10 protein-coding genes and 7 pseudogenes are annotated in these 13,333 nt (G+C 35.3%); 16 read left to right on the top strand and 1 reads right to left on the bottom strand.

Features of this window, described 5'->3' with window-relative positions; all coding sequences use genetic code 11:
* Positions 1–182: 182 nt before the first annotated feature.
* The 7 genes and pseudogenes from ABK447_RS18070 to ABK447_RS18040 all read left to right on the top strand — a co-directional run.
* Positions 183–524, top strand: a pseudogene (locus ABK447_RS18070) (hypothetical protein); the annotation flags it as partial.
* A 62-nt stretch (positions 525–586) separates the two neighbouring features.
* Positions 587–967, top strand: a complete 381-nt coding sequence (locus ABK447_RS18065) for a cystatin-like fold lipoprotein (RefSeq protein WP_100001242.1) — start codon at positions 587–589, stop codon at positions 965–967.
* A gap of 192 nt (positions 968–1,159) precedes the next feature.
* Entirely contained in the window at positions 1,160–1,768 is a 609-nt protein-coding gene (locus ABK447_RS18060) for a class I SAM-dependent methyltransferase (protein WP_100001245.1), read from the top strand.
* Entirely contained in the window at positions 1,740–2,426 is a 687-nt protein-coding gene (locus tag ABK447_RS18055; RefSeq protein WP_100001247.1) for a response regulator transcription factor, read from the top strand. Before ABK447_RS18060 ends, ABK447_RS18055 begins: the two co-directional genes overlap by 29 nt.
* Complete coding sequence (locus ABK447_RS18050) at positions 2,423–3,487, top strand: cell wall metabolism sensor histidine kinase WalK (protein ID WP_100001249.1); 1,065 nt, start codon at positions 2,423–2,425, stop codon at positions 3,485–3,487. Before ABK447_RS18055 ends, ABK447_RS18050 begins: the two co-directional genes overlap by 4 nt.
* 51 nt (positions 3,488–3,538) lie before the next feature.
* Positions 3,539–4,171, top strand: a complete 633-nt coding sequence (locus tag ABK447_RS18045; RefSeq protein WP_100001708.1) for a TVP38/TMEM64 family protein — start codon at positions 3,539–3,541, stop codon at positions 4,169–4,171.
* Positions 4,172–4,409: 238 nt separating this feature from the next.
* Complete coding sequence (locus ABK447_RS18040) at positions 4,410–5,585, top strand: Rap family tetratricopeptide repeat protein (protein ID WP_060560222.1); 1,176 nt, start codon at positions 4,410–4,412, stop codon at positions 5,583–5,585.
* A 403-nt stretch (positions 5,586–5,988) separates the two neighbouring features.
* Here the strand turns inward: ABK447_RS18040 and ABK447_RS18035 are convergent, their stop codons facing one another.
* Complete coding sequence (locus ABK447_RS18035; protein WP_100001251.1) at positions 5,989–7,224, bottom strand: toll/interleukin-1 receptor domain-containing protein; 1,236 nt, start codon at positions 7,222–7,224, stop codon at positions 5,989–5,991.
* 248 nt (positions 7,225–7,472) lie between these two features.
* On the opposite strand from ABK447_RS18035, the pseudogene ABK447_RS20955 reads away from it, so the two are divergent.
* From ABK447_RS20955 to ABK447_RS17995, 9 genes and pseudogenes are all read left to right on the top strand, one after another.
* A pseudogene (locus ABK447_RS20955) lies at positions 7,473–7,546 on the top strand (class D sortase); the annotation flags it as partial.
* 454 nt (positions 7,547–8,000) lie between these two features.
* Positions 8,001–8,087 (top strand): annotated as a pseudogene (locus ABK447_RS18030) (hypothetical protein); the annotation flags it as partial.
* A 172-nt stretch (positions 8,088–8,259) separates the two neighbouring features.
* Positions 8,260–8,784 (top strand): NAD(P)H-dependent oxidoreductase, encoded by a 525-nt coding sequence (locus ABK447_RS18025; RefSeq protein ID WP_015416878.1) that lies wholly within the window; start codon positions 8,260–8,262, stop codon positions 8,782–8,784.
* A gap of 485 nt (positions 8,785–9,269) precedes the next feature.
* Positions 9,270–9,416 (top strand): annotated as a pseudogene (locus tag ABK447_RS18020) (tetratricopeptide repeat protein); the annotation flags it as partial.
* 43 nt (positions 9,417–9,459) lie between these two features.
* Positions 9,460–9,600 (top strand): annotated as a pseudogene (locus tag ABK447_RS18015) (IS1595 family transposase); the annotation flags it as partial.
* 115 nt (positions 9,601–9,715) lie between these two features.
* Positions 9,716–10,519 (top strand): alpha/beta fold hydrolase, encoded by an 804-nt coding sequence (locus ABK447_RS18010; RefSeq protein ID WP_025284283.1) that lies wholly within the window; start codon positions 9,716–9,718, stop codon positions 10,517–10,519.
* A 97-nt stretch (positions 10,520–10,616) separates the two neighbouring features.
* Positions 10,617–10,829 (top strand): annotated as a pseudogene (locus tag ABK447_RS18005) (cupin); the annotation flags it as partial.
* A 592-nt stretch (positions 10,830–11,421) separates the two neighbouring features.
* Positions 11,422–11,780 (top strand): annotated as a pseudogene (locus ABK447_RS18000) (BCCT family transporter); the annotation flags it as partial.
* A gap of 57 nt (positions 11,781–11,837) precedes the next feature.
* Positions 11,838–13,241 (top strand): MFS transporter, encoded by a 1,404-nt coding sequence (locus tag ABK447_RS17995; RefSeq protein WP_007409580.1) that lies wholly within the window; start codon positions 11,838–11,840, stop codon positions 13,239–13,241.
* Positions 13,242–13,333: the final 92 nt, after the last annotated feature.

The raw sequence follows: 13,333 nt of genomic DNA, 5'->3' as shown, positions 1-13,333 counted from the left end.
AGGTTGTTTCTATGACAAGAAAAGCGAGTTGGCTTCTTTATGGGGTGTTATTACTTTTGGTATGTGGGATGGGATATCTTGCTTACTCAAAATTTCAAGAATTTGATAAAGCGAGACAAGGGTTTTTAGAGAAGCAGGTAGAGCTTAAAAAAGAAGAAATACGTCAATCAGAATCAGGGGGAGCTACTGAAAATCATGCTTTTTTTGAAGCGTTTCTGAATTACAGTGATATTGATAAGCGCTATGATGAGGTTAAAAAATACACCACGGAAAAAGGCTTTGATTATGCCTTCCCTTCCCGATCTGACAAAAAGCATTCTATTAGTGTACAAAGCAAATTACGTTCGTTGGAAAGCTATTCAAAGCCGATTGATGATTCGACTGAATTGTTTTTGAACATTGTAGAGGTATCAACTACTGCGAATTCAGTAACCAGTCAGCAAGTGCTGATTGTCCAAACAAAGATGAAGAAGGAAAAGAACAAGTGGCTGGTAGATGATGTACAGGTAAAAGGAAATGGATAAAAAGTGGAAAGACATCCATATTTTAAGTATAATGAATATTGAAAAAAGAGGGGGTGCATATTTTGAAGAACCTTTTTATTTTCCTTAGTATATCCGCCATACTTCTTCTGACTGCGTGCGGCGGAAATAAGTATGATGATGTGATTGATAATGTAATAAAAAAATATAAAAACTCTTTAATGGAAGATGGATATGATACTGATGATGTTAAAAGGGACAATGCAGTAATACGTGTATATGATGGTGGGAAATATATTCAGCTTGCTTTCTATAATGATGGATCGCTCAATTATTCAACGTATGATTACTATGAGAAGATGGGGAATGATTATGAAGAAATGGAGCATATGCCTGCAACTGGAGAGCATGATCGTTTAGGCTTGTATAAGAAAACACCTGATTATGAAGAAGTTAAAGGGAAGGAAACGAAAACTAAGGAGTAGACTTTATGTCTGCTCTTTTTTTTGCTTTTAAGCCTGTGAAGAAACGAAGACTTATACTTCATCTTAAGAATTCTTAAGAAATTTCGATCCATTTTCTTAAGGTTTCGAATGTAAAATTTGATTTATAAATTCGAGACAAATGGAAAAATTAAATTATACCCGAAAATTTAAGGGTGGATGGAGAGATTAAAGATGAAGCGTTTGTTATTCTTATTTCAATATATAGTCAAACCAAGAACTGTCGGCGCCGTTCTGCCCAGCTCGCGTTTTCTTGCTGAGAAGATGATGGGAAAAATTGATTTTCATAAAGCTGAATACATTGTTGAATACGGGCCGGGTACGGGAGTATTTACAAAAAAGCTGCTTGAAAAACGGCAGCCCGAAACAATAATCTTATTGATAGAACAAAATGAAAAATTTTATGCTTTACTGAAAGAAAAATATAAAGAGGAACAGAACCTGTTCATTGTGCACGGATCGGCCGAACATATTGAGAGGCATATAAAAGAGCATGGAATCCCTTATGCCGACTATGTCGTCTCCGGACTTCCTTTTGCAAGTCTGCCAAAAAACGTTTCTGCTGATATTTTGACGGATACAGCTAAAATCTTAAGAAATCATGGAGAATTTATTACATTCCAATATACTCAATATAAAAAGGCATTGATTGAGCAATTCTTTCCCAAAACAGAAGTAAGGAGAGAATTCAGGAATATTCCCCCGGCTTATGTTTTCAGCTGTTCATTGCCGCAAAAAACGAGGGAGGATTCATATGGGGACAAGCATTCTTATCGTGGATGATGACAAAGATATCCGAAACCTGATCTCTGTCTATTTAGAAAATGAAGGAATAAGCACGCATAAGGCGGAAGATGCTGCTGAAGCATTGAAATTATTGGAGCAAAAGGAGTTTGACCTGATTATTTTGGATATTATGATGCCCAATATGGATGGGATTGAGGCATGCATGAAGATCAGACAAGAACGCAATCTGCCCATCATCATGCTTTCCGCCAAATCGGAAGATATGGATAAAATTCAAGGGCTGGCCTCCGGCGCAGATGATTATTTAACGAAACCGTTTAACCCATTGGAATTGATCGCCAGAGTGAAATCACAACTGAGAAGGTATAAAAAATACAATACAGATACGATCAGCACGGCGAACATTATTGAAATCGGCGATTTGACCGTTAATACGGATACAAGGCAGGTGTGGGTGCGGGGAGAAGAAGTCAGGCTCACTCCGAAAGAGTTTGATATTCTGGAGCTTCTTTCGAGAAACAAAGGAATTGTCATGAGTGTTGAAAAAATATATGAGGCGGTATGGAAGGAAGACTTTTTTAAGTCGGACAATACCGTAATGGTTCATATCACAAAGATCAGAGACAAGATAGAAGAGGATTCTAAACATCCGATTTATATCAAAACGGTATGGGGAACGGGATATAAAATATGAGGAAGTTTGGAAATAAGCTGATTGTCAGGCTTCTGATCGCGATCGCTATCAGTTTTTTTGTTTCTTTAGGGATGATGTCTCTCATTATTTTCTCTTTTTATAAAATAACCGGCCTGACCAACGTCAGCGTGCGCAGCAGTTATGTCACGATACTGATTGAGTACTTTGCGGCGTTGCTTACTTTCATCGCGGTTTTTTTGTTATTGGTGCGGAAAAAAATATCATATTTGAAACGCATTACGGAGAGTGTTCACCATATTGCCAATGGGAAATTGGGTTTGACCATCAGGATTGAAAGCAGGGATGAATTGACACAGCTTGCACAACATATCAATTATATGTCCGAAGAATTAGAGAGTAAATTTGAACATGAAAGAGAATTAGAACGAGCGAAAAGTGAGCTGATCTCAAATGTATCGCACGATTTAAGAACCCCGTTAACATCGATTATCGGATATTTGGATCTGCTTAAAAAAGAACAATACAACAGTAAAGCTCAATTTCAGGAGTACCTTGAAACGATTTATTCAAAATCACAAAGACTGAAATATTTGATAGATGAACTGTTTGAATATACGCATTTATCGAGTCCGGATGTTATTTTGAACCGCAGCAAAACAGACTTGTCTGCTTTATTGGAACAAATCGTCGGAGAGTACTTTCCTATGTTTGAAAAGGAACAATTAACTGTCCGAAAATCAATTACGGAAGAACATGTTCCTGTATGTATTGATATAGAAAAGATGGTTCGTGTTTATGATAACCTTTTTATGAATGCGTTAAAGTACAGTATCAAACCATCTGAATTGTTCATAAACCTTAAAATAAAAGATGAAAAAGCAATTTTGAAAGTGTCAAACAAAGCTGAAAATCTTCCTTCAGACGATATAAATCAATTGTTTGAACGATTTTTCAGAGGGGATAAGGCTAGAACAGGTCATCAGGGTACCGGGCTCGGACTTGCCATTTCAAAGAGAATTGTTGAGCTTCACAGCGGTCATATTCATGCGGATTACAGCGGTGGCTGGCTTTCATTTACTGTTGAACACCCGATTCACTAGAGTTTGTGTTCCTTTTGCTTATGATGTTAGGGAAAGCGGAGAGTGGGAAATTTGAAAAATAAAGTTGTTTTATTATGTATATGGTTTTTAGGCGTCTATTGTTTAAAGGAGTTGGACTTGCTGTCATTCGATATGAATGATGTATCGGACTTTATTTCAGGGCATGCGGAATACGCGATGCTGTTGTTTTTGGCTCTGTGGGTCATCAGGCTTCTCTTTTTTATTCCCGGGATGACGCTGATGTTTTTGGGCGGAATATGCTTTGATCCGATGACTAGCATTTTACTATCAATGGCCGGCCTGTTTATAAGCGAAACATTGGTTTACCTTTTTTCAAGAAAATTCGCCAGTGAAAAAACAATTCAAATGCTAGAAGATAAACATCCTGACTTGAAAGAGTTATTGGAAGCGTACAATTATAAGTTTTTGGCATTGGGGATGATTTGTCCGGTAGCTCCTACGGATGTGATTTGTTTTTTATCGGCAGCAATCGGGTTAAGGTATTCTGCATACATGTTAACTGTATTGATTTCAAATATTCCTATCGTGCTATTGTCCAGCTTTGTCGTTATCAATTTTAGTGAGTCAGTTACAGGTATTGTGTTAGTTATCGTTTCGTTGATATTAATTACCATCTTAACGGTGAAAATATGGAACAACCTGAAGCAAAAGCAAAGTGCGTAAAACCAAAACCACGTAATCCTTTAATAGTTGAGCGGACTTCCTGTCTGCTCTTTTTTTGTGCTTAAAATCTGTCAAGACACAAAGGACTTACAATAACCGCAATAAAGACGAAAAGAATAAATTCTTCAATAGACAATTCGTACCTTTTTACATTTTAACTTTGTCAAGAAATGTTCAATCTGACATAATACAATTAATGTAAATATTCCAACAATTTAGTGGAGATGGGGGAGCTTTCTTGAAGCAGGGTTTTTTAAAGAGAAGCAAAATTCCATATGATTTGGTGACAAAAAAACTAAATGCTTGGTACATGGCGATAAAAAGTGATTTGGTTGATGAAGCAGAAAGAATTAAAGTGGAAGCAGAAGCTGAACTAGCTAATATGGAAGAAAATCAAGATGCTCTATTATATTATCAGCTGCTAGAATTCAGACATGAAATCATGTTGAGCTATATGAAGTCAAAGAATATGGATAGCTTAGAAAATGCATATGAAACGCTAAGGGAAATTGAATCCCAAGGTCAATTAACCGGTATGTTGGAGTATTATTTTTATTTCTTTATGGGTATGTATGAATTTAGAAGAAAAGAGCTTACTACAGCAATAAGTGCTTATCGAATCGCGGAGAAAAAGTTGTTTGAGGTGGAGGACGAAATTGAAAGGGCAGAGTTCTTTTTTAAAGTCTCCCATGTGTATTACTACATGAAGCAGACTTATTTCTCTTTAAATTATGCCAATCGGGCACTTAAAATTTTCAAACAGTACGATGCATATGCAGTTCAAACCATAAGATGTCAAAATATAATTGCCGGAAATTTAATTGACTCTTTAGATTATGAAAGAGCACTAGATGTGTTTAGAGACACATTGCGTATAGCTGAATCAATTGGAGCGGATTACTTGATTGGTATGTCTCGAATGAATATTGGCATTTGTTATGATTACATAGGTGAATATGATAAAGCCTCTGAATATTTACAAACCTCATTAGAGTTTTTTGAAAAGACTGAACATATATTTGTGACAAAAACATTGTTCAATATAGTAAACGTTAAAACAAAACAGAAGTCTCTGGCTGAAGCCTTACCTTATTTAAAAAAAGGGCAATCTGTCGCAAAGAAATACGGGGATTCAGAATATGATGCAAAATTCAAGATTATAGAAGGACTTTATTTTACTGATGATGAATATTCTTTAATTGAAGAGGCCTTTTCGTACCTGAATGAAAAAAGAATGTTCGGAGACATTGAAAATTTTGCAATCAGAGTAGCGGATTATTTTTATGAAAAAGGGGATTTATCACGTTCCAATGAATATTATCGACTGAGTATTGATGCGAGACGAAAAATAAAAAAAGGGGAGATTATTAATGAAGATCAGCCGGACTTTGTTTACAGTCATTTTATTGGGTAGTATTGCAGGAGTGATTTTAACAAATGATGTCCCTGTTATCAAAGCTCCTTTTCATGTTGCTGACGATAGAGTAGGTGCGTAACAGGTGATTATAATAGAGCGATATTTTCATTTTATGGGGACACGGAAATTTTAGTGTATATCGAGCTAATGATGAGGCTGTGCAACACTCATATTAATTAGCACCGAACATGTGCTTATATGCTGACTTTAGGAGTGAATTAGAGGTACTTAAATAGCAAACCTTCATTGGTAGTGGTGGATTGAGGAGTATTTTTGCCTTCACTCATTTACATGGGCATAAGCAAATCAATTGAGATAAATATCGCATAAGATAAAGTTGTTGTTAAGCGAACATAGAAAAAGAGCATATATTAAAAATTTGCTCTTTTTCATTTCTAACTTAATTTTTAAGATTCCAATCATTATAAGCGTGACTTAATGTACTAGAAAGTATGTTTTCAATTCTACCGAACCATATAATTAAATCATCAATTGAAAAAGATTTATCATATTCATCAAGGACTTCTTTGACAAAATGAAATAAGGGGTTTTTTTCGCCTAAGAACTTAAGACATTCAATGTAGGTGCTTTGCCTTATTGTTAACGCATTTGAATGTAGTTCATTTAAGTCGGTTTCATTTTTTAGTTGTTTATTATTTAAGTACTCTAAAATATCTCTAATTTTACCATTATTATAATAAAAATGGTAATCAGAAGGAACTTTAGGTAAAAGGATAGGTTCTTGTGGACCATAATAATAAACGGGATAATCACATTGTTGTTCTTTTTGAATAACTTTAGCTATATCAATAATTGTAGTTGTATCTCTTAGATCCCTAACTAAGTTTAAAGGCGCTTGACACCATAGCCAATCAGCTTTTGGGATTGAAAGTTTTCTAAACTGAACTTCCATATTTCTATCCCAGTCTCTATAGTATGAATCGTGATAATGTGTACCGTGCTGCCACTCTCCATTGTAATTGAAATAATGTACAGTTATTGCCCAAGAGTCATGTGTTTGATATGTTATGTCTTTCAATAATAAAAATCCCCGTGGGAGTAACCAAATTATTCTCTCGCTATTGCTTTTATCAAAGACAATATCATAATCATCATTTCTCTCGTTACTACTTTTGAAGTCTGGCTTACTTCCTCTTTTTGGGGGAGTTAGCCTTGGCTCATCCCAAATAAGATGTATTAAATCTTCATACTGTTTTTCAAAATCTCCTTTGTCTAAAATCGGTAAAACCAATCTTGACTTTATAAAATCAGGTAAGAGCAACTGGTTATCGACTGATGATTCCATTGCAATAGGAATGAACTTATCTTGTTTAGTGTCTTCGTAAATCTCGGGTGTAAGTATAATGGTCTCTGACCCTACTCCTCCAACTCTATTATTTGCTTTTTCACAGTAAGTTTTATCGCAAATTACTATTACCTTGTCAGCTTGTCTTATACTCTCTTCCATAAATTTATATCTATCATGTCCAATTTTTAAGTGCCACCTGTCTAAAATGACTTCAACTCCAGATTTAGCCTCTAATCTATTAGCTAAATCAAGTACCCATTGTTTATGAGCCTCAGAAGACCAACTGTAAGATATAAAAACCTTTGGTACCTTGACATCTTTCTCCATATAAACCTCCTAATAGGAACTTTTTATCTAAATATACCATATTTATTCTTTTCACGGTGCTAAGGATCTGATTTCTTTAAGGGGATTATGTTTAGAAGGATGTTTTTGAACTTTAAATAAGCTTCAGGTTGCTTTTCAATAGCATCTTTTTTTATGTATGTCACTCTCATGGCATGCCTAGGCAGTATAACCCTTTTTAGAAGTAAAGAAGTTAAGGTATTTTTTGCTCACCAATTATTAACGGCAATCTTACAACCTGTTATCCCTTTTCAATATCGGTAATGTACCGAAACGATATATCATTTATGGAAAGCGTATTTGAGAAAATGCAGAATATTAAAGATTAGGCTGACGAAATTTTCGTCAGCCTTTTTAATAAGAAGAAGTTAGTTAAAACTATAACCAATACACATGATAAAGGTTAGAGTGTTTGTTATTTTGGCTCACCATTTTTTAACCATAATTCATATAAACGTATATAAATGTTGGCAAATGAAAATAGGAAATGTAATGAAACCAAGCTTTCATAATCAGTGATACGGAATCACAATGTTGAGGGCCCAGCGGGTGAATACCCGTGGAGGTTCAAGTCCTCTCGCCCGCATCTCAATAATACCAAGGGTTTAACCACCTTTGGTATTTTTTTGTGCTTATTTTTAAATGATCTATTATCCACAAACTGCCCACTTACCTGGAGTAAGTCATCTGCAGTAGACGTCGCACAAATATTTTCATTATTTATAGATAGTTACTAATGCCTCAAACTCCAATTTGCAAAAGCAGAGAAAGTATTGCTAAGCATGGAGGAAAACAAAGATGCCTTGTTATATGATCAGCTATTAGAATTTAGACACGAGATAATAGGGTAGGGGCATAAGGGTACTAGGCTATAAATGTAATCGGTGTCCAATTAGTTGCCCTGAATTCATGAAAAAGGATAAAATAGGTGTAAATAAGTTGTTATTTTAAAATTAGAATCAATTCTTTATCACAAAAGCAATAATAACTAATCTGCGAAGAAAGGATAACGGTCAAATGAAAACATTAGTTATCGTTATACACCCTAATTTGGAAACGTCTGTTGTCAACAAAACCTGGATGAATCGTTTAAAGCAAGAGAATGACATTACGGTTCATGACCTGTACGGTGAATACCCTAATTTTATCATTGATGTAGAAAAAGAGCAGCAGCTCCTGTTAGATCATGAGCGAATTGTTTTTCAGTTCCCAATGTATTGGTACAGCAGTCCCGCGTTACTCAAACAATGGGAAGATGATGTGTTAACACATGGCTGGGCTTATGGAACTGGAGGTACTAAATTGCATGGAAAAGAACTGCTCTTAGCGATCTCCTTAGGCGCACAGGAATCTGATTATCAAGCAGGCGGAGAATATAATATCACGATCAGCGAGCTTATCAGACCGTTTCAAGTCACTGCTAACTATATAGGAATGCGTTTTCTTCCTGCCTTTACACAATATGGGACACTTCACCTTTCAAAAGAAGATGTTAAGAACAGTGCGGAGAAATTGGTTAACTATCTTAAAGCTGAGCATTGATCCGGTATTCGCGAGGGAAGCTGAAACAAATGATGTGAAACTAATAACAGCAGGGCGATGAGTGCATATTTCTTGATGAAATGCAGATTTCCTTGGTCTCTAATAGGTGCCCAGTTTGTGCTCAGAATTCATGAAAAATGATGAAAATAAGTATAAATAAAATAAACAGATGCTTTGAATAAAAGTTTTTTGTAACTCATGATAGGTTTTTACTAGGTTGAGGGCCCAGCGGGTGAATAACCAGTGGAGGTTCAAGTCCTCTCGGCCGTATCAATGATACCAAGGGTAATAGAGAGATCCTTGGTATTTTTTTGTGCTTATTTTTAAATGATCTACTGCCCACAATCTGCCCGCTTACCTAAAGTAAGTCATCTGCAGTAGACATCGCACAAATATTTTCATCATTATAGGTAGTTACTAATGCCTCAAACTCCAATTTGCAAAAGCAGAGAAAGTATTGCTAAGCAAGGAAGAAAACCAAGACTTCGAGGAGAATGTTTGCTGATGTTAAAAATTTTTCGATTGAAGTCGCTGATTATTTTCATGAACGAGGAAGCTTAATGCTCTCTAAGAAAATTAAAAAAGGGGAGATTATTGATGAAAATCAGCCGGTGTCTATTGGCTGCAGTTAGGTAGTGTGTTTTCAATAACTTATTTGCAAAGTGATCAAAATACTCAAACTATCTGGACAATACTTTGCTTGGTCTTATTTGTCGATAGTCGCCGTAACGAAAGCACTAAACAACACATTAAAGAGATTCTTTTGATATGACGGACACATATGACAGTTTGCGATTGTCAAAATTCAATTTTTAATCTTTGTTCAACTTACCAAGGTCAGTTAAAATTTTGTTAAAATTGTGATAAATGTATGAAAGGATTGAATGTTCATATCGAAACATTTGGATTACAGGGAAGGGGAAACAAATACATGTCGATTTACCATAAAGTAATTGGAGAGGGATACCCGATCGTTATGTTGCATGGTTGGACACTTGACCATCAGGTGATGTTAAATGCAATGGAACCGTTATTCGAGAAACGAAGCGGTTGGAAGAGAATATACATAGACTTACCGGGTATGGGACATTCTAAGCCGCAACCGTCTATTCAGAACTCTGATGATATTTTAGAAGCGATATTGCGTCTTTTGGACGAGATTATTCCTGGTCAACAGTTTATTGTGTGTGGTAATTCATATGGAGGGTACATTGCCAGAGGTATCGTTCGTTCACGTCAGGAAACAGTTCGTGGATTACTGCTGATGGCACCATTAACTATACCTGAATTCGATGAAAGGGTAGTACCGCAGAAGACTGTTCTAAAAAGAGACAGCGACTTGATATCACAATTGTCTTCAGAGGAGGCGGATGAATTTTGCTCTATGGGGATTGTGCAAGGTAAAACTGAATGGGAGAGGTTTCGAGATGAAATTTTACTTCCTTCTAAACAAACAAATTATGAATTCATAAACAACATTCGTCAAAATGGATATGGGTTTACCTTCGATATTTCATCTAAACTTGAGTATCCCACGCTAATTATCACAGGACGTCAGGACAATGTAGTCGGATACCACGATGCGTGGCGACTACTCGAAGATTACCCAAGGGCAACTTTTGCAGTACTTGATATGGCTGGTCACAACCTGCAAATCGAACAAACCGATGTATTTAATTCATTGGTTCATAACTGGTTAAACAGACTTGAGTCGGAAAATTTTCAGAAGGTATAACTTTTCATAAATATGAGTTTACTGTTACAATTACCAGTTAGTTAAACAAAATTGAGATAATGAATATTGGGATTTGCTAAAATTTTAGTTATTATTAGTCTTTATTGTCATTGGGGATAATTTAATCATTGAATTTCATGATGGAGAAGTAAAATTAAATGAAGGTGAAATGTTTGTCATTCCGAAAAATGTTGAACATAAACCTTATGCAGAATCAGAGTGTGAAATTTTGCTTGCAGAACCTAAAGGTGTTGTGAATACCGGGCAAGAAATAACTGATCAAACAGCTGAAAATGATATCTGGATTTAGCTGTAAGAAATAGCCGATCAAAAATAAATCCATTACCTAAGAAATGTTTCTTTATTTCCAGCTGGATTTAAAAAATAATTTTGTTAGGTGTCATGCAATAAATTCAATTGTCGGTGATTGGCCTGTTTAAATGCATCCATTATTTCATACCCGGTGCTACTTATTTCTGTTGTAGTCTGCATACTGATTAATAGGTAAAGAAAGTCGAAAAGGTATACGAAATTCTTCATACAAATTAAAGTTTTGAATGAAAGAGCAGGATTACTCCTGCTCTTTTTCTTTCTAATTGGGCTAGATTAAACACAGACGGTTATTCCTTGGGAAAAACAAAAAAATTTCTTCTATCCATTGACTAGCTGGGCTTTAGCCGGGTTTCTATCACCCTGTTGGGCTTGTCAGATTTTAAAAAGGTATGCTACGTTTATAGTGTTTTGTTTCACCTGATTGTGGGGTAATAAAGATAGAATCAGTAAATAATTCTTAGGAACGACCTCGATCTTATAATAAACATATTGGAAGCCGTAATGGAAGAACTAAAATAAAGGTTTAGGATACTTTGGAGAAATAAAAGTTTGTTTTCGAATGTGATAATATTCACAATAGAGCTGTATTAAGGGGAATCATTTCTCCAAATAGTCTGCAGAAAATGCCAACCACAGCCCAAGGATATATCACTAACCGCTTTGGCTGGTATTATCTGTTGGATGTTTCTCTTTTTGTTGCTTTTTGTATTATTTTTAGTCCAATCGGCAAAAATAAGTTAAGGAAACCAGCGAAAAAACTGAATTTCATCCTTCTTTCCTGGTTTACAATGTTATTTGGCGCTGATATGGATATTAGTCTAGTCTTTTAAGGTACAGTTGAACCAATCATCCACTATGCCGTTAGCTCTCCATCAGGTGAAACAGAAACCCCCAGACTTTTAGAGAAGCATTACGCTATACATTCTGGGACCGTTTATACGCTTGTATAATGTGGATTTGATAATTAAGGAGTCGATATTATTAAATGAAGTTTAACAAGAAAAAAATTAACGTTGTAGACATTCAAAAAGCGAAGAAAAGCGTGTTTGCTACAGGGATAGGAAACGCGATGGAATGGTTTGATTTTGCTTTATATTCTTATTTGGCAGTTATTATTAGTAAAAACTTTTTCAGTCCAGTTCAAAACGATGAATTAAAGTTAATATTTACTTTTGCTACATTTGCAATTGCCTTCTTACTTAGACCGGTAGGCGGAATTATTTTTGGTAAAATGGGTGATAAATTTGGTCGGAAAATAGTATTAACAATTACTATTTTAATGATGGCTTTATCTACTTTAATAATTGGTGTGCTTCCTACCTATGAACAGATTGGTGTATGGGCCCCTATATTATTACTCTTAGCTCGTATTCTGCAAGGTTTTTCTGTGGGTGGAGAGTACGCTGGTGCAATGGTATATATCGCAGAATCTTCTCCAGATAATAAGCGTATAAGGTTAGGCAGCGGTTTAGAAATCGGCACATTATCTGGTTATATAGTAGCTTCTGTTTTAGTTACAGTACTTTTCTGGACTTTATCTGATGTTCAAATGAATAGTTGGGGATGGAGAATTCCTTTCTTCTTAAGTATTCCAATAGGATTATTTGGTTTATATTTGAGAAGTCATTTAGATGAATCACCAATTTTTGAAAATGACATCTCTGAAAGCCAAGAACAACAACCAGGTTTATTAGAAGTCATTAAAACATATAAAAAAGATATCTTTTTATGTATCGTATTTGTGGCATTTTTCAATATAACCAATTACCTATTGTTAGGTTATATGCCTTCTTATTTAGATGAGAACCTTGGTATAAGTGATAATATAAGTACACCGGTTACAGCAATTGTATTGATTATTATGGTACCGTTCGCTTTAACTTTTGGTAAATTGGGAGATAAATTAGGAAATAAAAAAGTTATAACAATTGGATTAGTATTAGGAATTGTATTTTCGATTATCTCTTTTCAATTTCTTAATATGGGGAATATAACATTCTTATTTATAGGACTTTTAATGTTAGGTATTGTATTATCTGTATACGAAGGTACTATGCCAGGATCTTTACCTACGTTGTTCCATACTGACATTAGATATCGTACGTTATCCTGGACATTCAACTTATCAGTTTCTATTTTTGGTGGAACAACACCTTTAGTTGCTTCTTGGTTAACTCATGTGACAAGAAACAATTTGGCGCCGGGTTTCTATTTATTGGCAGTTAGTTTAATTGGCTTAATAGTTGTGTTAACCTTATTTAAAGATACTTCAGGTAAATCTTTAAAAGGTTCTTACCCAACAGTTGCTTCTAAAGCTGAGTTTCAAGAAGCTGTTGAAAATCCAAAAGATTCACTGTGGTGGAAAATGGAACAAACAGAAAAGGAATGAAAAAAACATCCATTTAATTGACCGGCTACTCAATACAGACTCAGAATAAGCTGGGATTATCCGAGCAGCAATGACTGCAGCTCTTTTATATT

Origin of the sequence: Bacillus sp. hwrm1 (assembly GCF_040207805.1) — a bacterium.
Taxonomy (GTDB): Bacteria; Bacillota; Bacilli; order Bacillales; family Bacillaceae; genus Bacillus; species Bacillus velezensis.
The sequence above is the reverse complement of the archived record's forward strand: the minus strand, read 5'-3'. Positions and strand labels throughout refer to the sequence as shown.